Origin of the sequence: Deinococcus aetherius (genome assembly GCF_025997855.1) — a bacterium.
GTDB classification, from domain to species: domain Bacteria; phylum Deinococcota; class Deinococci; order Deinococcales; family Deinococcaceae; genus Deinococcus; species Deinococcus aetherius.
On record NZ_AP026560.1, the window covers coordinates 1,020,060 to 1,040,642 of the forward strand.

Here is a 20,583-nt window from a genome sequence, read left to right on the forward strand (position 1 = left end):
ATAGTGCCCGTCCGTCCCGGCGCTTCCGGGCGCTATCCTTCGCGGACGCCACAGCACCTGCAACACATTGAGAAGAGGGCCGGGAGGGCCCCGGGGGGAGCATGACGAACATCGGATCAGGTCCGGGCAGGTCGAGGCAGACGCGGGTCTACGTGCGCGGACTGGGCGGCGAGCGCCCGCGCGTGCCGGTGGGCCCCGACAGGCTCGAAGCGGCGGCCCGCGCGAAACTGAGCGCCCCCGACTTCGCCTACCTCGCGGGCGGGGCGGGCACCGAGCGGACGATGCGGGCGAATCTCGCCGCCTTCGAGCGGGTGCAACTCCTGCCCCGAATGCTGAGCGGCACCCGCGAGCGCGACCTGAGCGTCGAGCTGCTGGGCCTGACCTTTCCCACGCCCCTCCTGCTCGCCCCGGTCGGCGTTCTGGAGTGCGCCCACCCCCAGGCCGACCTCGCCGTGGCCCGTGCCGCCGCCCAGGAGGGCGTGCCCTTCGTCTTCAGCTCCCAGGCGTCGGTCCCGATGGAAGCGTGCGCGAAGGCGATGGGCGACTCGCCCCGCCTCTTCCAGCTCTACTGGGGCACCGACGACGAGGTGACCCGCTCCTTCGTCCGCCGGGCCGAGGCCTGCGGGGCGCGGGCCATCGTGCTCACCCTCGACACCACGCTGCTGGGGTGGCGGCCCCGCGACCTCGACCTGGGGCACCTGCCCTTCCTGCGCGGGCGCGGCATCGCCCAGTACCTCAGCGACCCGTTGTTCCGCTCGCGGCTGGACACACCCCTGCCCGCCCCCGCCGTCCAGCCGCCCCGCACGCCCGCCCTGCTGCGCGCCGGGGCCGAACTCGCCGCCAAGGGCCGCGCCTTCGGTCTCACCCCCACCCAGATGCGCGCCGCCGCCGCCCGCTTCACCGCCACCTACACCCGCCCCGACCTCGGCTGGGACGACGTGAGCCGCCTGCGCGAGTGGACCCGGCTGCCCCTGCTCCTCAAGGGCATCCTCCACCCGGAAGACGCCCGCGAGGCCGCCCGGCGGGGGGTAGACGGCCTCATCGTGAGCAACCACGGTGGGCGCCAGATCGACGGGGAGGTGGCCGCCCTCGACGCCCTGCCCGGCGTGGTCTCGGCGGCGGGGAGCCTGCCCGTCCTCTTCGACAGCGGCGTCCGCACGGGGTCGGACGTGGCGAAAGCACTCGCGCTGGGGGCGCGGGCCGTGCTCCTCGGGCGGCCCTACGTCTACGGCCTCGCGGTGGCGGGGGAGGCGGGGGTGCGGGAAGTTATTCAAAACGTCCTGGCCGAACTCGACCTCACCCTGGGCCTGCTGGGCGTGCGGGCGGCCCGCGATCTTGGACCGGGGCACCTCGTCCCCCTTGCCTCACAGACACAGCCCTGACCCGACCCGGTATCCTGCGGGGCGTGCATAAGCAACTTGCTCTCATGACCGCGCTCCTGCTGGGCGCGGCGGGCGCGCAGACCGTGGACCTGCGCATCCTGGAGACGACCGACCTCCACACCAACGCGCTGGGCTACGACTACTACCAGGACAAGCCCACAGGCGAGTTCGGGTTCGAGTACACGGCCACCCTGATCAAGCAGGCACGGGACGAGAAGCGCAACACCCTGCTCTACGACAACGGCGACCTGATCCAGGGCACGCCGCTGGGCGACCTCGTGGCGCGGGTGCAGCCGCTTAGGCCCGGCCAGCTCCACCCCATGCACGCGGCGATGCGCGTGTTGAAGTACGACGCGGGTAACCTCGGCAACCACGAGTTCAACTACGGCCTGCCCTTCCTCCAGCAGGTGCTCGCCGCCGCGCCGATGCCGTACGTCAGCGCGAACGCCTACAAGGACGACGGCACCGGCAAGCCCGGCGAGAACGCCTTCACCCCCTACGTGATCCAGCGCAAGGTCGTCTACGACACCGAGGGACGCCCTTACGTCCTCAACGTGGGTGTGATCGGCCTGCTGCCCCCGCAGATCGTGAACTGGGACAAGACCAACCTCGACGGCAAGATCGTCACCGCCGACATCGTGGAGACCGCCCGCAAGTTCGTCCCGCAGATGAAGGCGCAGGGGGCCGACATCGTGGTTGCCATCGCCCACAGCGGCATCAGCGCCGACTACCAGCCGGGCCAGGAGAACGTCGCCGCCGAACTCACGAGGGTGGACGGCATCGACGTGGTCCTCAGCGGCCACAGCCACCAGGAGTTCCCCGGGCCGGTGTACAAGAGCATCCCCGGCGCCGATGTCACCAAGGGCACCATCAACGGCAAGCCCGTCGTGATGGCCGGGTTCTGGGGCAACGACCTCGGCATCGTGGACCTGAAGCTGGGCTACGACCGCAAGACCCAGAAGTGGACCATCGCGGACGGTACGGGCAGCCTGCGCCCAATTTGGGACAAGACGGCGAAGAAGAGCCTCGTCACCCCCGACCCTCGCATCGCCAGCGCGGTCAAACAGGCGCACGAGGCCACCCTGGCCTACGTGCGCGGCAAGGTCGCCGACCTCGCGGCCCCCATCAACTCCTACTGGGCGCTCGTGCAGGACGACCCCAGCGTGCAACTCGTGAGCAACGCGCAGACCGCCTACGTGAAGGCCGCGTTGAGCAACACCCAGTACAAGGACCTGCCGGTGCTCTCCGCCGCCGCGCCCTTCAAGGCCGGGGGCCGGGGCGGGGCGAGCTACTACACCGACATCCCCGCCGGGACGCTCGCTATCAAGAACGTCGCCGACCTGTACGTGTACCCCAACACCGTGCAAGCCGTCCTCGTGAACGGCGCGGGCGTGCAGGAGTGGCTGGAGCGCGCCGCCGGGCAGTTCAAGCAGATCGATCCCAGCAAGACCGAGCCGCAGGCCCTGGTGGACGACTCCTTCCCCACCTACAACTTCGACATCCTCGACGGGGTGACGTACGAGATCGACGTGACCCAGCCCTCCCGCTACAACAGCAAGGGCGAGCTGGTGAATGAGGGCGCCCGCCGCATCAAGAACTTGCAATACCAGGGCAAGCCCATCGACCCCAATGCGCAGTTCGTGATCGCCACGAACAACTACCGCGCCTCGGGCGGCGGCTCCTTTCCCGGCTTGAACGGCAAGAACATCATCCTCCAGGCCCCCGACGAGACCCGCCAGGCCCTGATCTCCTACTTCCAGCAGCAGAAGACGGTGAACCCCACCGCCGACGGCAATTGGAAGCTCACCCCGATTCCTGGCGCGACCCTGCTCTACGTGAGCAGCCCGAACGCCCAGAAGTCCCTGCCCGCTGGGGCGACGCTGCTGCGCACGCGCGAGGACGGGTTCGCGGAGTACACGATCAAGTTCTGAACGCGCACGAAAGAAGAAAGAACCGCACCGAATAGGGTGCGGCTCTTTTTAATGCCCGGTGATCACGCCGGGTTCTTGGGGCCTACTTCTCGCTCACGTTCACCAACCCGCCGGGGTACAGCTCCACGACGCCCGTGACGAGGTCTTGCACCAAGAAGTCGTGACGGTAGGAGCCCGCCTTGTTGAAGGCAGCGCCGTCTCCAATGACGCTGCCTGGAGCCGCGTCTGTCTCGATTCCGACGAGGGTTGGAATCTCCCGGGCCAGACCTTCCCCGTTGCTGTCGTACCACAGGGAGATGATGCGGGTGGGGTTCACGTTCGTCCCCTGGATCTGCCAGATCGCGGAGGCCGGGGTAAACTTGCTGGCCGCGCTCTCGTAGGTGGTGGTGACCACGGGACTCAGATTGGCAATCCCCGCGCTGCTCCGGTCCACGAGCACGTTGATTTCCTTGATGTTGCTGTTTCCCGCCGCGTCGGTGGCCGTCACGCGCATCACGTAGTTACCGTTCTCGACGAACGGTTGCCCATCGATGAGCACGCCCGTATCGAAGACGCGGTAGAAGAGCCCGGCCTTTCCGATGGGAAAGTTGAAGTTGTACGCGGATGTGTTGCAGGTCTGGGTAGATAGCTTGGTGGCCTGGTCGCAGGTGAACTGGAGCTGCACCTGTTGAATTGCGTCGCTGTCGCTGACCTGAACGGCGATGGCGCTCTTGCGGGTGAGAACAGGGCGGCTGCTGCTCTGGGGGTTGTTGGTATCGCTGCCGTAGAACGCGGGTAGGATGATGTTCACTGCGGGAGGAACGTTGATCTGGGAGAGGTTCGAGACCTTGTTGACCGCCGTGAGAGTACGGCTGGTGCTCTCACCGCTCAGCAGGACGTCTGTACGCGCCCGCAAGGTGTAGGTCCCATTGAGGTACTGGGTGGCGTTGAAGTCCACACTCAGCTTCGCCTGGTACAAACCCTCGTTTACCTTGCTCAAAGTTCCGGTCTGGGTCGTCACGAGTTGCCCACGCGAGTCGATAACGTCGAGCGCAATGTTGCCCGCCTCTGTCGTGAAGCTGAAGCCCGTGTTGTTGCGGCGGACCTGAACCGTCACGTCCGTGATCCCTGTCACGTCTCCGCCGTTGGCGGGAGTGACGATGGTAAGGGTCGGAGCGACCAAGTTGCTGATCTGTACCGTGCTGACGCCGCTCGTGCCGCGCTGGTCCGTCGCGTCGATAGCGATGGCCCGCAGCCTCAAGGCTCCGTCCGGGAACTTCGTGGTGTCGATGTTGAAGGTGGCGTTCTCGCTCGCAGCCGTGTAGGTCGTGGTGTCCACAATGCCGTTCGCGTCGGTGACCTCCAGAATCAACTGCTTCACGGCGACCCCAGGCGCCACTCCCGCCGAGGCGGTGATGCTGAGCACGTTGCTGTAGGGCTGCGTGCCGGTGTTGTTGATCAGCAGGACCGGGGTGGGGGCGGGCGTCTCCTTGGAACTGGCCTGGTAGTTGACCGTGAAGGTGCGGCTGGTGCTGTTCCCCACGGCATCGACCGCGACCACCGTGTAAGACGCGCTGCCTGCGGCGCCGCCGCTGACGTCCGCCGTGACGCTGCCCGTCCCCGAGCCGACAAGGGTGCTGCCCCGGTACACGTTCAGGGTCACGCCCGCGACGTTGTCGGTCGCGCTGGCCGTCAGAGTCCCCGTCGCGCCGACCACTAGATTCGCGCTCGCTCCCTCTGCAAGGGCCGCTCCGTTGAGCGCGACGGTGCCCAGGACGGGTGCAGTAGCGTCTACCGTAAAGTTGGTCTGTGCGCTCGTGCTGGCACCCCCATCGTCCGTCGCCTTGACGGTGAGGGTGTACGTTCCTCCCGTCAGGCTGGGCAGCGTAAGGGGCAGCCGGGCCTTGACCTCCTCACCGCTGAACTTGCCGTTGGAAATAACCTTCGAGCCCTGCGCGACCGTCCACTCGATCCGGCTGACGGTGCCGTCCGAGTCGCTGACGTTCAACGTGAACTGTGCGCTGGGGCCGACCACGACCGCCGTGCCCAGCTTCGCGCCGCTGGCGCTCAGAATGCTGGCCTCAGGGGCCTGATTGCTGCCGCTGGTGGAGGCCGAGGTGCCAGGCGTCGTGCCACCGCACGCGGCGAGCAGCAGGGGGAGGGTGAGGGCCAGGGCGCAGAGAGGGCGGGGGGTCATCAAATTCACTCCTCGGAAGTCGTCAAGTTGCAGGTCACAGCAAGAGGCGCATTTTGCACCTGGAGCGGTGTGATGCTGCGATTCAGGTCGTCACGGCCGGTAAGGGTGACGTTGAGTTTGAGGGTGGGACAGTTTGTGCCGCTGGAGGCGACATACTCCTCCACTACAGCGCTCGCTACCGAGTCATTTAAAAGAACGAGACTTCCCAAATCGACGTTCCGGGGGTACGGCGTTTTGAGCGTTCCTGCGCATTGATCGGTAGAGGTGATCAGGGTTGCATCGGCACTACTGGTTTGGCAGGCGTAGCCGCTCATGACATGTGTAGACACGCCTCGCTGGGCCTGCCCTTCGCTTCCCCCGAATCGTGTCCCGGCACTGTCCTTAACCGTGAGCTGGTACCCATCGAGTGTGACTCCCAGGCTGCTAGGAGCGACCACGAGGCGTAGCGAAGGCTGCTTGATCTCGTATTCGGTCTCGAGGCGCTTCAACGCCCCTGTCTGAGCGTTAACCACCTGATTAACGGTCACGGTGATCCCCGCGTTGTCGACGCTAGGCGTCATTCCAACCGTTGGACCAAAACTGGTTCCTGCCGAGCCGCATGCGGCAAGCAGCAGGGGTAAAGCGATGGCGGGCAAGAGTCTCTTCATTCTTCGATTTCCTCCGGTCCGGTGGTGCTGAGGTCGGGGTTGAGGACGTAGAAGGCGAGGCGTTTCATCCCGGCCAGAAAGTCCACGTTCTCCACGATCACACCACGCCACTCGTCACCAATTTCTTGCAGACCGGAGCGTTCCACCGTACGCGGCTGGATCACGACCGGGGCGAAGTTGAGGATGCCGCGCACGCCCGCGTCGGCGAGGCTCTGGGCCGCGTCCTGCGCTCGTTCGGGTGGCACGGCCAGAAAGCCCATGTCCACCCGCGTGCTCCCCACGAAGTCGCGCAGCTCGTCCGTGTGCCGCACGGTCAGGCCGCGCACCCCGGTGCCGATCAGGGCGGGGTTCACGTCGAAGAGGCCGACGTACTGAAACTGGTAGTCCCTCGCGCCGGGGTAGTTGGCGATGGCCTGCCCCAGACGCCCCACCCCCACGATCACCACGTTCCAGGTCTGGTTCAGGCCCAGCACGCGCAAAAGCTCCCGCTTGAGGATGGGCACCGTGTACCCCAGGCCGCGTGTGCCGAAGCGCCCGAAGTACGCGAGGTCCTTGCGCACCTGGAAGGCCGTCACCCCGGCTAGAACGGCGAGGTCGGTGCTGCTCGTGCGGGCCACGTCCTGCGCCTCCAGTCCCTCCAGGATGCGCAGGTAGGTGACCAGGCGGCTGATCGTGGCGGTGGGGATCCCGGTCACCCCGCTCACCGCACCCGGAAGAAGTCGTGGCCGCTGGCCGCCAGGTTCGTCTCGGCGTTCGTGAGGGCGGAGCCGCTGAAGGGGCCGACCAGCACGGTGACCTTGCGCCCGTCGGGGGCGTTCACGGTGGGCGCGTAGCCCTCGTTCCGAAGCCGCGAGACGAGACCCTGCGCGCTCTCGACCTGGTCGAAGGCCCCCAGTTGGAGGTACACCGGACCGCTCGGGGCCGCCGGGGCGCTCGCCTTGGGCTCGGTGCTCGTGGGTGGGGTGGGCGTGGTCGGCGCGGGCGCGGGCACCGCCTCGGGGGGAGCGGGGGACTCGGTGGCCGGTGCGGGGGCCGCCGAAGTCGGGGCGGACGTCGAGGGCCGGTTCGTGTCCGGGGTGGCGGGGGTGGGGGCTGGCGGAGGGGAGATTTCGGTGGTGTCGCCCTTCAGGCTGCGTCCCCGGGGCGGGTAGAGGACTGCTCCCGGGTAGGCCCGCCGGATGTCCGCCAGGGCGCGGCGGGCGTTCGCCTCGTCCTCGAAGGGGCCGATCTGCGCCACGACCTGATCGCCTAAGTCGATGGGGTAGACGGTGTACCCCAGGTCGCTGACCCCCTGGGTGAGCCGCTCGGCCGTGCGCCTCGTGGCGAAGGACCCCAGGCTGACCCGGTAGTCGCTGCGCAGGGGGGTGCGCTGCTCGCTCGTAGCCACCGGGGCGGCGGCGCGCGGAGGCGTCGTCGTGTCGGGCGGGGTCGTGGTCGAGGGCGAGGTGGTCGTCTCACTGCCCTCAGCGTCCGGGGTCGTGGTGCTCGCCGAGGGCGCCTCCTCAATGGGAGCGGCGGGCACCACGGGAATCTCCGTAGTGCCTGCCGTGTTGTCCCCGTTGTCCTGCCCGCTCGCCCCCCCCGTGTCCGTTGTGGCCGCCGCCGGGGGGGTTGAGGTACTGGGCGTCGGCTGCTCGGTAGGTGTCTCGGTGGCGGTCGGCGGGGCCGCGTCGCCTGTCCCGCTGGAGGAATCGGGGGGCGTGACGGTGGCGGTGGTGCCCTCAGTCGCCTCAGTGCCCGGCGCGGTGGGAATGGTGATGGGTTCGGGTGTCGGTTCGGTGGCGGGCGGGGTCGTGGGCGTAGGTGTCTGCGCCACGGGCTCAGGACGCTGGCCGACCAGCAGGAAGGCGAAGCCGCCGAGCAGCAGCAGCACCAGCAGGCCGATCAGGAGGTCGGGCCAGCGACGGGCCTTGCCGGACGCGCGGGTCATTTCAGCGCCCCCTGCGCCTTGGCGTTGCCGAGGTTGGCGGCAGTCTTCAGGGACTGCCGGGCCTCCGCCTCGCGGGTCTGGGCGCGCTGGGCCAGGCCGAGGAGATACCAGGCCTCATTGTTCTTCGGCTGTTCGGTCACCAGGCCGCGCAGCACCGCCTCGGCCTCCGGGTAGCGGGCGGACGCCAGGAGCGCCGAGGCGAGGTTCTGGCGCGCGGTAGGCGTCGGGTCGAGCTTGACGCTCTCGCCCAGGGCGGTGGCGGCGCCCGCGTAGTCCTTCTGGGCGTAGGCGCTCAGACCCAGCCACAGGTAGGTCTCGGCGCTCGGGGCCCTCATTGCGCTGGAGCGTAAGGCGGCACGCGCCGGGCCGTACTGCCCCTGGCGGTACGCGGCGAGCCCCCGCACGAACTGGGCGCGGGCGAGGGTGGCGGGGTCCGGGCTCAGGCGCAGGGCCTCGGCGGCGTCCCGCGCGGCGTCTGCGTTCTGCCCCAGGGCGAGCCGCAGGGCGGCCAGACCGACCCGGTACCCGGCCTGACGCGGGGCGAGCCGGACGGCGCTCTGGTAGGCGGCCAGCGCCCCGGAGCGGTCCCCCCGCACGACCCGCAACTCGGCGAGCCGGGCGAAGGCGGAGGCGTTGCGCCCGTCCGCCCGGGTGGCCTCCTGCGCGGCGAGGACGGCCCCGCGAGCGTTACCGGAGGCGGCCAGCACGTCCGCCTTGCGCAGGAACAGCCGCGCCCGGTCCTCACCGCCAGAGACACGTGCGGCCGCCGCGTCGAGTTCGCGCACCGCCCGGCTGGGCAGGCCCTGCACCACGTAGATGTCGGCGACCAGCAGCGCGGCCTCCAGGTGGGCGGGCTGACGCTGCAAGACGGCGTACGCCCCCGGCAGTGCCAGGGCGCCCTGCCCCGCCAGCGTGCGCGCCTGCGCCAGCCGGAACTGCGTGTCCACGTCGTTCGGGTCGAGCGCCACGACCTCGGCGAGGGTGGTGCTCAGCCCGGCGAAGTCCCCGGCGCGGGTCTGCTCGGCGGCCAGGGCCTCCAGCACCTGCCGCACGGTGGCGGCACCCGCCTTGCCGCGTGCCAGAGCGGCGGCGTCGCCGTAGAACTTGAGCGCCTCGGCGTAGCGCCCCTCGCGGGTGGCGATCACTCCCAGGTTGTACGGCCCCTCGTAGCGGTCGGGGGCCAGGGCCATAAGCTGCGTGAACTCGAAGGCCGCGCCCCGCAGGTCGTTCTGCGCGAACAGGGTCAGGCCCAGCCCGAAGTGTGGTTCCGGCTGCGCGTAGTTCTGGGCGATCAGCCGCTCGAACAGGGTGCGCGCCTGCCCGAGCTGCCCCCCGCGCAGCGCCGCCTGCGCCTGACCGAGCGCGGCGGTTTGCGCGGGGGTGAAGGGGATGGCTGGGGTGACCGGTGCCGCCGGAACGGTCGGGGAGGCCACCGTGGCGGGGGTCGGTGGGGTGGGCAGGGACGGCACACGGGGGACGGCGGGGGTGCCCGTCTGCGTCAGCGTGTTCTGCACGGAGATCGCCGTCGAGGTCTCGACCAGCGTCTGCGCCGAGGCGGCGGGGGCGGCGGCCAGCAAGAGGCTGAGCAGCACCAGGGGGGTAGGTTGAGTCACCGGGGGCCTCCTGTACGGGGGAACGGGGGAATCGTATCGACGCGGCTCTTTCTGAACCCTTACTCACCTTGCGTGCGCTGGGCGCTGTAATTGTTCCACGGCGGGGCGACGACCGTGTTGGGCAAGGAGGCGTCTGGCCCGGGGCTGTGTGGCACAGAAAAAACGCGCCCTCCGGTCACGGAAGGCACGTCCAGCAGATGAGGTTGGGAGGCTAGGCCGGAACCGCCCCCGCCACCGCACCGGGCCGCTTGAGCGCAAGCTGACCACAGGCCGCCCCCGCATCCTTGCCGCGCGAGCGCCGCACGCTCACGTCCACGCCACGCGCCTCCAGAGTGTCGTAGAACGCCTGAATCTGCGCCTCGGTGCTCGACTCGAAGCCCGAGCCGTCCCAGGGGTTCATCGGGATCAGGTTGACGTGGCTCACCAGCCCGTCTAGCAGGTCGGCCAGCAACTCCGCCTGCCAGAGGTGGTCGTTCACCCCGCGCAGCATCGCGTATTCCAGGGTCACCCGGCGGCCCGTCACCGCCTGGTACTCGCGGGCGGCGGCCATGATCTCGGGGATGGAGTTGGCGGCTCCGGTCGGGATGATGCGCTGCCGCGTCTCCTCGTCGGGCGCGTGCAGGCTGATCGCCAGCTTGATGCCGAGGTCGTCCTCGGTGGCAAGTTTGCGGATGCCGTTCGCCAGGCCTACCGTCGAGAGTGTCACCCGCCGCTTGCTCATGCCGAGGGCCCGGGGGTGCAGGAGGATGCGGGCCGCCGCCATCGTGTTCGCGTAGTTGAGCAGCGGTTCGCCCATCCCCATGAAGACGAGGTTGCGGAGTTCGCGCGGCGCGATCCCCTCGCCACCCGCCACCGCGAGCACCTGACCCACGATCTCGCCCGGGGTCAGGTTGCGCCCGAAGCCCATCGCGCCCGTCGCGCAGAAGGCGCACTTGGCGGGGCAGCCCACCATCGTCGAGACGCAGATCGTCTTGCGGTCGAGGTAGGGCATGTAGACGGCCTCCATCTGCCGTCCGTCTCCCAGGGTGAAGAGGTATTTGACGGAGCCGTCGGCACTGCGAACGGTCTCGATGTCCTTGAAAGGGTTGAGTTTGAAGTTGGAGGCGAGGTCGGCTCGGGCCTCTGCCGGAAGGTTCGTCATGGCGTCGAACGTCCCCACGCCCTGCACGAAGACCCACTCCAGCAGTTGCCGCCGCCGGAAACCGTCCAGCGGGTACTGATCAGGGTGAAGGTCGAGGAGAAGCTGCATCAGGAGATTTTACCGTGTTGGGCAGGGTGGGGGGAGGGGCAGATGCACCTTCGACGGGTGTGGTGTAAGGGTGGAAGTATGCTGCGAGAGTGAGGTTGAACATGCGCGCCCATACCCTCGCCTGGGTCCTCCTGGCCGTCCTCGCCGCGCCTGCAATGGCGCGCGGTGGAGGTGCGGCGGCGCCGCTGATGCCGTTCGCACAAGCCCCGCGGTTCAGCGGAGCGTCCGTGCCCTTCACCGTCGAGATCGACCTGTCCCGCAGACGCACCCAGCCCGGCGGTCCCCTCCGCATCCTCGTCACGGCCATCACACCAGGGGGCGAGGCCGTCAATATCGAGAGCCGCCCCGTCGGGATCGGCGAGAAGCTGACCTGGAGAGGGCGACTGCCCGCGCGGGGCAACTTGATCATCCATGTGCTTGACGCGGGGAGGACGGCGACCAGTACCGACCTTCGCCGGAACGGAGAGCCTGTCCGCCTCGTCATCACCGGCGACGAGAAGGGCAGCTTCGGGGTGAGCGATGGCAGATGTCCGCCCCGTACAGGTGGCATCTGCGGGGTAAGTTCCCGCTAGCCGTACCCTGGACGCATGGCGGCGCCCGACCCCACCCTCAGCGTCCTCGCGGCGATGATCACCCCCGCCGTGCTGATCAGCGGCGCGGGCACCCTGCTGATGAGCACGAGTACGCGGCTGGGCCGCGCGACGGACCGGGTGCGGCAGCTTACGGCGCGTTTCAAAGTGCTCGTTTCCGAGAACGGACAGCAGGAGCCGTTGGCGCGCGAGGAAAAACGCATGATCATCCGCCAGTTGCCACGCCTCGCCCGCCGCACCCGCATTATCCAGCGGGCCATGACGGCGCTGTACGTTGCGGTCGCCCTCCTCGTTCTGACAAGCATCCTGATCGGCTCGGGAGCATTGTTTGGGGCGGCGTTCGGCCCTGCGCCGGTGATCCTTGCCATCCTCGGCGCGGCCTCCCTGGCTTACGGAGCGCTGTTGTTGAGCTTCGAGACACGGCTGAGTGCGCGGACGACGCAAGAGGAGATGCATTTCCTCGTCAACCTCGGCCAGCATTACGCCACCCTCTACAGCGACGAGCCCGAGAAGGTGGCGCGCGAGGTGTAACGAAAACCCCCCACCCGTCTCCGAGTGGGGGTCAAGAAGTTTAGCCGTGCTCAGTCGGCGTAGCCGGGAACGGTCGGCGTGCTGCCGGGGCGGGTGTCGTCGTAGCGTTGCGTCCCCGTCACCGAGTCGGGGCTGCGGCTCTCCTCGCCGTACTTCTCCAGCGTGCGCTCGTCGGCGACCTGCATCTCGCGGACGGTGGTGAGGCCTGTGCCCGCCGGGATCAGCTTGCCGAGGATCACGTTCTCCTTCAGGCCGATCAGATCGTCCACCTGGCCGCGCATGGAGGCTTCGGTGAGTACGTGCGTCGTGTGCTGGAAGCTCGCCGCCGACAGCCAGCTCTTGGTCGTCAGGCTGCTCTTGGTGATGCCGAGCAGCACCGGCTTCCAGGAGGAGGGCGTCTTACCGTCCTCCAGCGCCTCGTTCGCCCCATCAACCTCCCAGCGCTCGACCGTCTGACCCTCCAGCAGGTCGGTGTCGCCGCCGTCGGTGATCTCGACGTAGCGCAGCATCTGCCGCACGATGACCTCGATGTGCTTGTCGTGGACCTTCACGCCCTGCGAGCGGTACACGCGCTGCACCTCCTCCACGAGGTAACGCTGGGCGGCGTCGGTGTCGCGGTAGAGCAGAAGGTCGTGCGGGTTTACGGCACCGCGCGTCAGCGGCTGGCCCGCCTCCACCCGGTCGCCGTCGCGGACGACGAGGCGCAGGCCCTTGCTGATCTTGGTCGCGGTCTTGGAGCTGAAGGCCTCGTCCTCGGCCTCGATGCGCACGAGGTAGCGCTCCTCCTCCTCCTCGATGCGGACCACGCCGTCACGGTCGGCCACGACCGCCTGGTTCTTGGGCTTGCGCGCCTCGAACAGCTCGATCACGCGGGGCAGACCCATCGTGATGTCGCCGCCGCCCGCCACACCGCCCGTGTGGAAGGTACGCATCGTGAGCTGCGTGCCGGGCTCGCCGATGGACTCGGCGGCGACCACGCCGACCGCCTCACCCATGCTGACGGGCTTGGCCTGCGAGAGGTCGTAGCCGTAGCACTTCTGGCACACGCCCGCCTTCACGCGGCAATTCAGCGGTGTGCGGACGAACACCTCGCCGATGGTCCTCGCGTCCTTGGTAATCGCCTTCACGTCCTCCAGGCTGAGCATCTGCCCCGCCGGGAGGGTGCGCCCCGCGACCTCCACATCGGCGGTGAGGGTCCGACCATAGATGCTCGTCTCGATCTCGCTGCCCTTGCGGGTGCGCCACTCGCCCGTGCGCTCGTCGGTCCCGCCCAGCGGAATCACCGTGTAGTCGGTAGTGCCGCAGTCCACGTCGCGGACGACGACCTCGTGGGCCACGTCCACCAGCTTGCGGGTCAGGTAGCCCGAGTCGGCCGTGCGGAGCGCCGTGTCCGCGCCGCCCTTACGCGCGCCGTGGGTGGAGATGAAGTACTCCAGCACCGTCAGACCCTCGCGGAAGGACGCCTTGATGGGCACCTCGATGGTGGAGCCGTCCGGGCGGGCCATCAGGCCGCGCATTCCCGCGAGCTGACGGATCTGCTGCGGGTTACCACGCGCGCCGGACTGCGACATGATCCACAGCGGGTTGAAGGGGTAGTTCTGCGAGAAGTTCTCGAAGACCGCGTTCTTCACCTCGTCGGTGGTGTCGTTCCAGAGCTGCACGACCTGCTTGTACCGCTCCTCTTCCGTCATGAAGCCGAACTCGTAGTTCTGCTCGATGGACTTGAGCTTCTCGTCGGCCTCCGCCAGCAGCTCCGCCTTGTTGGGCGGCAGCACGATGTCGTCGATGCCGATGGTGATGCCCGAGGTCGTGGAGAGCTTGAACCCGCTGTCCTTCAGCGCGTCGAGCAGCCCCGCCGTCGCCTCGATCCCGAGATGCTTGAAGCACCCCATGATCATGTCCTTGAGGTTGTCCTTCTCGTAGGCCGTGTCGAGGTTGACCAGCGTGTCGACGAGGTGCGCTTGGTTGCCCAGCGCCTCCTGCACGAGGCGGCGGAACATCACGCGTCCGGCGGAGGTCTCGTACACGGTGCCGTTCAGGCGGATGCGCACGTGGTCCTGGTAGTCGATCCCGCCGCGCTCGACGGCCATGATCGCCTCGTCGGGGCTGGAGAAGACGTACTTGATGCGCCCGGGGCTCGTCTCCACGCCGTTCACGGTGATCGGCGTGTTCAGCGCGACCTTGCCGTCGTCGAGGGCGGCCAGGGCGTCCTGCTCGCTGGAATAGGCGCTGCCCGCGCCGAGGTTGTCGCGGCGGAGTTGCGTCAGCGTGAAGATGCCGAGGATGATGTCGCGGCTGGGCTTGACGTTGGGCTCGCCGTTCGCGGGCGAGAGCAGATTGTGCGCCGAGAGCATCTGGATGCGGGCTTCCGCCTGCGCCTGCGCGCTCAGCGGGACGTGAATCGCCATCTGGTCGCCGTCGAAGTCGGCGTTGAATGCCTCACAGACGAGCGGGTGAAGCTGGATGGACTGACCCTCGACGAGCACGGGCTCGAACGCCTGGATGCCGAGGCGGTGCAGGGTGGGCGCGCGGTTGAGCAGCACCACCTTGTCCTCGATCACCTCTTCCAGCGCGTCCCACACGGAGTCGCGGGTGTCGCGGTAGCGCTCCAGCATCTTGCGGGCCTGCTTGATGTTGGTGACCTCGCCCTTTTCTTCGAGCACCTTGAACAGGAACGGCTTGAAGAGTTCGAGGGCCATCCGCTTCGGCACCCCGCACTGGTGCAGTTTGAGCTGCGGGCCGACCACGATCACGCTTCGACCCGAGTAGTCCACGCGCTTGCCGAGCAGGTTCTGCCGGAAGCGGCCCTGCTTGCCGCCGAGCAGGTCGGTCAGCGAGCGCAGGCTGCGGTCGGAGCCGGGGTTGGTGACGGGGCTGCCGCGCCGCCCGTTGTCGATCAAGGCGTCCACGGCTTCCTGAAGCATCCGCTTCTCGTTGCGGATGATCATGTCGGGGGCGCCCTGGCCCATCAGCTTCTTGAGGCGGTTGTTGCGGTTGATCAGGCGGCGGTACAGGTCGTTGAGGTCGGAGGTGGCGAAGCGCCCGCCGTCCACCTGCACCATCGGGCGCAGGTCGGGCGGCATGACCGGCACCGTCTCCAGGATCATCCACGAGGGGTTGTTGCCGCTGCGCTTGAACGCGCGCACGACCTCCAGCCGCTTACGGGCCTTGGCGCGCTTGTGGCGCGAGGAGTCCCGCATCTGCTCGCCGAGTTCGGCCTCCAGTTGATCCAGGTCGAGGTCGTCGAGGAGTTCTTTGACCGCCTCGGCGCCCATCTTGGCCTCGAAGTCGTAGGACTCGATCACGCGAACCTGCTTACGCACGAGGTCGATCTCGATGCGCCCGCTGATCTCGCTGCGGAGATTGCCGCTGTCGGCCAGCTCGTCACCCGGCTCCACCCGGTCGCCGTTCACGACGAGGGGCTCGTCCTGATAGGCGTACACCTTCGCCTTGGAGACGATGATGCTCGCGGGCGCGTGCAGGGTGATCACGCCGTCCGCTTCCGCCACAACCTCCTCGTCCTTGTCGATGGCGCCGATCACGCGCTGCCTCGCGCGGACCTCGCTGCCGTCGCCCACGAGGACGTGCATGGTCGGGTTGATGGGGTACTCGGCGCGGCGGGTCCAGTGGACGGTCGCCTTCACGTCCCCCTTCTTCTTGGGGAAGGTCACGGCCGAGAGGCGGCTGTCGCGGCTCACGCGCAGACGGTTGCCCGCCTCGGCGCTCGCCAGCACGGTCCCAGCCTCCACGATCTCGCCGGGGACGACGGCCACGTTCATACCGTGCGGTACGTACACGCGGGCCAGCAGGTCGCCCTTCGGAGCGGCCTGTTCCTCCTCGCCCTCGACGGGCTCGGGGGCGGCCACGGTGTCGCGCAGCTCGATGAGCACGCTGTCCTCACCGAGGTCCACGAGGAAGGCGGTGCCGTCCACGGGGCTCGTGATCTGCACGTCCCCTTCCAACTCGGCCAAGATCTCACCGGCGCGGAAGGCGTCCTGCTCCACCAGCACGTCGGCGGGCAGGGGCAGCGAGGCCTCTACCTGCTCGGCGTAGGCGATCTCGGCGCGGCGGGGGAAACGGTACTGCGCCAGACCGTCCATCTTACTCACGACGTTGCCGCCGACGGTCTGCCCGCGCGTCACGTACTCGCCGTCGCGGACGACCGCCTCCTGCCCGTTGGGGATGGTGTAGGTCTCCTGCCGCCCGAAGCGCAGCTCGCGGTACTCGTCGTCGGTCAGCAGCTCACCGCGCTTGAGCGGGCGGCCTTCCTTCTGCGCGTTGAGGGGCTGGGTGACCAGGAAGGAGCTGAAGTACAGCACTTTCTCCAGTTGTCCGGCGCTGAGGTCGAGCAGGGTACCGATCTTGCTCGGCGTGTCCTTCACGTACCAGATATGCGCGGCGGGGGTTGCCAGGTCGATGTGACCCATGCGGTAGCGGCGCACCTTGCTGCTCGTCACCTCGACGCCGCAGCGCTCGCAGACCTTGCCCTCGTAGCGCTGGCGCTTGTACTTGCCGCAGGCGCACTCGTAGTCCTTCATCGGCCCGAAGATGCGCTCGTCAAAGAGACCTTCGCGCTCGGGCTTGAGGGTGCGGTAGTTGATGGTTTCCGGCTTCTCGACCTCACCGAACGACCACTCACGAATCTTCGCGGGGCTGGCGATGGCGATGCGGACCTTGTTGAAGTCTTTCAAAGCAAGTGCTCCTTGGGTGGGAGGCTTGGGGGAGCGGTCAGCGATCAGAAGTCAGCTTTCAGCAACCTCGGCTTGGGCTTGAGCTTTCGCCGCTGACGGCTGAAAGCTGAGAGCTGACGGCTTATCGCTTCGGCATCATCCCTTCGAAGATGTCCACGGCCTTGTCGCCGTTGTCGAGCACCTCGACATCCAGGCCAAGGGAGTGGAGCTCCTTGACGAGCACCTTGAAGGACTCGGGGATGGTGCTGCCGCTGACTTCCTCGCCCTTGACGATGCTCTGGTAGGCGGCGTCGCGTCCGTCGATGTCGTCGGACTTGATCGTCAGCATCTCCTGAAGGGTGTGCGCCGCACCGTACGCTTCCAGCGCCCACACTTCCATCTCGCCGAAGCGCTGGCCGCCGAACTGCGCCTTGCCGCCGAGCGGCTGCTGGGTGATCAGGCTGTACGGGCCAGTCGAGCGGGCGTGCAGCTTGTCCTCGACCATGTGGTAGAGCTTCATGACGTACATGGTGCCGACCACGACCGGGCCGCTGATCGGCTCGCCGGTGCGCCCGTCGTACAGGACGCTCTTGCCGGTGCGGGCGAGGCTCATCTGAGCAGGCTCGAACTCGCCGTTGGGAGCGTTGATGACGCCCAGCTTCCCGGCGCGCTCCAGCACTTCCTGCTCGCGCTTGTCCACCTCGAAGCCCTCGTCCTTGCGGCGTTGCAACCTCTCGGCGGCGGCGACCTCCAGCATCTCCTTGATGGCGATCTCGGTGGCCGAGTCGAACACGGGCGTGATGAACTTCTGCCCGGTCAGGCGCGCGACCTCTCCGAGGTGCGTTTCCAGAATCTGGCCGAGGTTCATGCGGCTGGGGACGCCGAGCGGGTTGAACACGAGGTCCACGGGGGTGCCGTCTTCCAGGTAGGGCATGTCCTCGGGGGGCAGAATCTTGGAGACCACGCCCTTGTTCCCGTGGCGGTTCGCCACCTTGTCGCCGACCTGAAGCTGGCGCTTCTGGGCCACGTACACACGCACCATCTCGCGCACGCCGGGCTTGAGGTCCACGCCCTCGTCCCCACGGCGGAACCGCACGGTCTTCACCACGATGCCACCCTGGCCGGACTGCACGCGCAGGGAGGTGTCCTTCACCTCGCGCGCCTTCTCACCGAAGATGCTGCGCAGCAGGCGCTCTTCGGGAGTCGGCTCGCTCTCGCCCTTGAAGCTGGTCTTGCCGACGAGGATGTCACCGGGCTTGACTTCCGCACCCACGCGCACGATGCCGTCCTCGTCGAGGTCACGCAGCGCGGCTTCCGAGAGCCCCGGAATGTCGCGGGTGATCTTCTCCGGGCCGAGCTTGGTGTCTCGCGCCTCGATCTCGTCCTTCTCGATGTGGACCGAGGTGTAGAAGTCCTTGCGGACGAGCCCTTCGGAGATGCAGATCGCGTCCTCGAAGTTGAAGCCGTCGAAGGGCATGATGGCGATGGTGATGTTCTGCCCCAGCGCGAGGCGACCGAGGTCGGAGGCGGGGCCGTCGGCGATGACCTGCCCGGGCCGCACGTCCTCGCCCACGCTCACGATGGGGTGCTGGTCGAGGTTGGTGCCCTGGTTCGAGCGGGTGAAGCGCACGAGTTCGAAGGTGCGGATGTTGCCCGTCACCATGCCCGCCTGAGCCGAGTCCTCGGTCAGGGTCACCTGGATCACGCGCGAGTCCACGTAGCTCACGCGGCCCGTCACGTCGCTGATGACGCTGGTGCCCGAGTCGGTGACCACACGCTCCTCGACGCCCGTGCCCACGGCGGGGCTGTCGGCGCGCACGAGCGGCACGGCCTGCGACTGCATGTTGGAACCCATCAGCGCGCGGTTCGCGTCGTCGTGCTCCAGGAAGGGGATCAGCGACGTGTTGATCGAGACGATCTGCTTGGGCGACACGTCCATGAAGTCCACTTCGTCGGGCGTGTACAGCAGGGGGTCACCCTTGCGGCGAGCCAGCACGCGCTCGTCGGCGAAGGTGCCATCCGCGTTCAGCGGGCTGTTGGCCTGCGCGATGGTGTAGCGGTCCTCGATGTCGGCGGTCATGTAGATCACGTCGTCGGTGACCTTGCTGCCCTCGACCCGGCGGTACGGCGCCTCGATAAAGCCCAGCTCGTTGACCTTGCTGTAGCTCGACAGCGAGGAGATCAGGCCGATGTTGGCGCCTTCCGGCGTCTCGATGGGGCAGATGCGCCCGTAGTGGGTGCGGTGCACGTCGCGCACGTCGAAGCCTGCCCGCTCACGGGTCAGACCGCCCGGCCCCAGGGCCGAGATGCGGCGCTTGTGGCGCAGGTCGGACAGCGGGTTCGTCTGGTCCTTGAACTGCGAGAGCTGGGAGCGACCGAAGAACTCGCGCATCGCCGCCACGATGGGGCGGTTGTTCACGAGTTTGGTCGGAGTCGCCGCATCGGGGTTGCCCAGCAGCATCCGCTCGCGCACGCCGCGCGCCATGCGGCCCATGCCCACCCGGAGCTGGTCGGCGAGCAGCTCGCCCACCGTGCGGACGCGGCGGTTGCCGAGGTGGTCGATGTCGTCCTCGGTGACGGGCACCTCGTTCACCACGCCGTCCTCGTCCGCGCCGAGGCCCACGGTCTCCAGGCCGCGTTGCAGCGCCATCAGGTAACGGATGGTGTCCACCAGACCTGCGTCGCTGAACTTGCCGTCCTGGAAGGTCAGCAGCGTGCGCTCCTCGCGGTGCACGCCCAGCTTGGTGTTCATCTTGAAGCGGCCCGGCTCGCCCAGGTCGTACCGCTTGGGGTCGGCGAGCAGCCCGTAGAGGTACTGGATCGCCTTGTCGCGCTTGGGCGGGTCGCCGGGTCGCAGCACGGTGAAGAGGCGCAGCAGGGCCTCGTCGGCGCTCATGCCCGCACTCTTGTCCTCGGGGAGTTCAGCGTCGGGCTCGAACTCGGTGAAGAGGGAGCGGAGCTGGGCGTCGTCGTAACCGAGGACACGCAGCAGCAGGCTCACCGGGAACTTGCGCTTGTTGACCTTCATCTCCAGCACGCCGCCGTTGAACTCCAGCTCAATCCACGGCCCGCGCTTGGGCATGGGGATGATGGCGGCGGTGTAGAGCTTCTTGATGCCCTTGTAGCTCGACGTGAAGTACACGCCGGGCGAGCGGTGAATCTGCGAGATCACCACGCGGTCGGCCCCGTTGATCACGAAGGAACCGTCCTCGGTCATCAGCGGCAGGTCGCCCAGGAACACCTGGTCTTCCTTGATCAGCCCGCTGTCTTTGTGGATCAGTTGGAGCTTGGCGTACATCGGCGCCTGGTAGGTCAGGTCCTTCTCGCGGCACTCCTCGGGGGTGTAGGGCGGCTCGCCGAGGCGGTACTCCAGAAAGTCGAGCACGAGGCCCGTGGAGCGGCCCTTCTCGGTCTCGTCGATGGGGAAGACTTCGCGGAAGGCACTCTGGAGCCCGGTGTTGTCGCGGCGGTCGGGTGCTTTGTCGGCTTGCAGGAACGCCTTGAAGGAGTTCACCTGCACTTCGGTCAGATTCGGGAGCGGGATGACTTCGGTGATCTCACCGAAACGCTCGATGCGCGGCTTCTGGTCGGTAAGGCTCATTCACACCTCGGTTCCCCTGAAAAACTCCTGCGCGGCCTCCGGGGCGGGAAACGGCGCAGTCGAGACGACAGCCCCTCCGGCTGTGTCCCGTCATTGACGTGCTAGATTGTGGAGTCCGAATTGAAAACGGCGCGTACCTGCAAGGCTCTCCTGTCCGGCCCATCATGGTCGGCGAACAGGAAGTATAGACGAGACAAGAAGCGCCTGTCAAGAGGCGTGGTGGGGCCGATGAGTTTGACCTGAGGATAGCACCTTTTGCCCCA

The 20,583-nt window shown here is 67.8% G+C and carries 12 protein-coding genes; 4 read left to right on the top strand and 8 right to left on the bottom strand.

What is annotated here, in order from left to right:
* Window positions 1-101 precede the first annotated feature (101 nt).
* Both DAETH_RS05280 and cpdB read left to right on the top strand, forming a co-directional pair.
* Entirely contained in the window at window positions 102-1,382 is a 1,281-nt protein-coding gene (locus DAETH_RS05280) for a lactate 2-monooxygenase (RefSeq protein ID WP_264776870.1), read from the top strand.
* 44 nt (window positions 1,383-1,426) lie between these two features.
* Entirely contained in the window at window positions 1,427-3,313 is a 1,887-nt protein-coding gene (gene cpdB, locus DAETH_RS05285) for a 2',3'-cyclic-nucleotide 2'-phosphodiesterase (RefSeq protein WP_264777393.1), read from the top strand.
* 82 nt (window positions 3,314-3,395) lie between these two features.
* Here cpdB and DAETH_RS05290 read toward each other — a convergent pair whose 3' ends face one another.
* The 6 genes from DAETH_RS05290 to rlmN form a co-directional block, all read right to left on the bottom strand.
* On the bottom strand, window positions 3,396-5,489 hold the full coding sequence (locus DAETH_RS05290; protein WP_264776871.1) for a PKD domain-containing protein: 2,094 nt from the start codon (window positions 5,487-5,489) through the stop codon (window positions 3,396-3,398).
* Window positions 5,490-5,494: 5 nt separating this feature from the next.
* Window positions 5,495-6,136 (bottom strand): hypothetical protein, encoded by a 642-nt coding sequence (locus tag DAETH_RS05295; RefSeq protein WP_264776872.1) that lies wholly within the window; start codon window positions 6,134-6,136, stop codon window positions 5,495-5,497.
* Window positions 6,133-6,831 (bottom strand): redox-sensing transcriptional repressor Rex, encoded by a 699-nt coding sequence (locus DAETH_RS05300; RefSeq protein ID WP_264776873.1) that lies wholly within the window; start codon window positions 6,829-6,831, stop codon window positions 6,133-6,135. The genes DAETH_RS05295 and DAETH_RS05300 overlap by 4 nt, the downstream gene beginning before the upstream one ends.
* 5 nt (window positions 6,832-6,836) lie before the next feature.
* Window positions 6,837-8,066: an SPOR domain-containing protein gene (locus DAETH_RS05305; RefSeq protein WP_264776874.1), complete on the bottom strand. Its 1,230-nt coding sequence runs from the start codon at window positions 8,064-8,066 to the stop codon at window positions 6,837-6,839.
* On the bottom strand, window positions 8,063-9,679 hold the full coding sequence (locus tag DAETH_RS05310) for a tetratricopeptide repeat protein (RefSeq protein WP_264776875.1): 1,617 nt from the start codon (window positions 9,677-9,679) through the stop codon (window positions 8,063-8,065). Before DAETH_RS05310 ends, DAETH_RS05305 begins: the two co-directional genes overlap by 4 nt.
* Window positions 9,680-9,890: 211 nt before the next feature.
* Window positions 9,891-10,928: a 23S rRNA (adenine(2503)-C(2))-methyltransferase RlmN gene (gene rlmN, locus DAETH_RS05315; RefSeq protein ID WP_264776876.1), complete on the bottom strand. Its 1,038-nt coding sequence runs from the start codon at window positions 10,926-10,928 to the stop codon at window positions 9,891-9,893.
* 101 nt (window positions 10,929-11,029) lie between these two features.
* Between rlmN and DAETH_RS05320 the strand changes: the two genes are divergently transcribed.
* Both DAETH_RS05320 and DAETH_RS05325 read left to right on the top strand, forming a co-directional pair.
* On the top strand, window positions 11,030-11,500 hold the full coding sequence (locus tag DAETH_RS05320) for a hypothetical protein (protein WP_264776877.1): 471 nt from the start codon (window positions 11,030-11,032) through the stop codon (window positions 11,498-11,500).
* 15 nt (window positions 11,501-11,515) lie between these two features.
* Complete coding sequence (locus DAETH_RS05325; protein ID WP_264776878.1) at window positions 11,516-12,049, top strand: DUF2721 domain-containing protein; 534 nt, start codon at window positions 11,516-11,518, stop codon at window positions 12,047-12,049.
* 50 nt (window positions 12,050-12,099) lie between these two features.
* Here DAETH_RS05325 and DAETH_RS05330 read toward each other — a convergent pair whose 3' ends face one another.
* Together DAETH_RS05330 and rpoB are read right to left on the bottom strand one after the other, a co-directional pair.
* A complete protein-coding gene (locus tag DAETH_RS05330) occupies window positions 12,100-16,740 on the bottom strand; it encodes a DNA-directed RNA polymerase subunit beta' (protein WP_264776879.1) in 4,641 nt (1,546 codons plus the stop codon).
* A gap of 121 nt (window positions 16,741-16,861) precedes the next feature.
* Window positions 16,862-20,320, bottom strand: coding sequence for a DNA-directed RNA polymerase subunit beta (gene rpoB / locus DAETH_RS05335; protein ID WP_264776880.1), 3,459 nt, complete (start codon window positions 20,318-20,320; stop codon window positions 16,862-16,864).
* Between the last annotated feature and the right edge of the window lie 263 nt (window positions 20,321-20,583).

What these genes read in the sequence shown, in the direction of transcription:
- DAETH_RS05280 (WP_264776870.1), top strand. Translation starts at nt 102, where the DNA reads ATGACGAACATCGGATCAGGTCCGGGCAGGTCGAGGCAGACGCGGGTC.
- cpdB (WP_264777393.1), top strand. Translation starts at nt 1,427, where the DNA reads ATGACCGCGCTCCTGCTGGGCGCGGCGGGCGCGCAGACCGTGGACCTG.
- DAETH_RS05290 (WP_264776871.1), bottom strand. Translation starts at nt 5,489, where the DNA reads ATGACCCCCCGCCCTCTCTGCGCCCTGGCCCTCACCCTCCCCCTGCTG.
- DAETH_RS05295 (WP_264776872.1), bottom strand. Translation starts at nt 6,136, where the DNA reads ATGAAGAGACTCTTGCCCGCCATCGCTTTACCCCTGCTGCTTGCCGCA.
- DAETH_RS05305 (WP_264776874.1), bottom strand. Translation starts at nt 8,066, where the DNA reads ATGACCCGCGCGTCCGGCAAGGCCCGTCGCTGGCCCGACCTCCTGATC.
- rlmN (WP_264776876.1), bottom strand. Translation starts at nt 10,928, where the DNA reads ATGCAGCTTCTCCTCGACCTTCACCCTGATCAGTACCCGCTGGACGGT.
- DAETH_RS05320 (WP_264776877.1), top strand. Translation starts at nt 11,030, where the DNA reads ATGCGCGCCCATACCCTCGCCTGGGTCCTCCTGGCCGTCCTCGCCGCG.
- DAETH_RS05325 (WP_264776878.1), top strand. Translation starts at nt 11,516, where the DNA reads ATGGCGGCGCCCGACCCCACCCTCAGCGTCCTCGCGGCGATGATCACC.
- rpoB (WP_264776880.1), bottom strand. Translation starts at nt 20,320, where the DNA reads ATGAGCCTTACCGACCAGAAGCCGCGCATCGAGCGTTTCGGTGAGATC.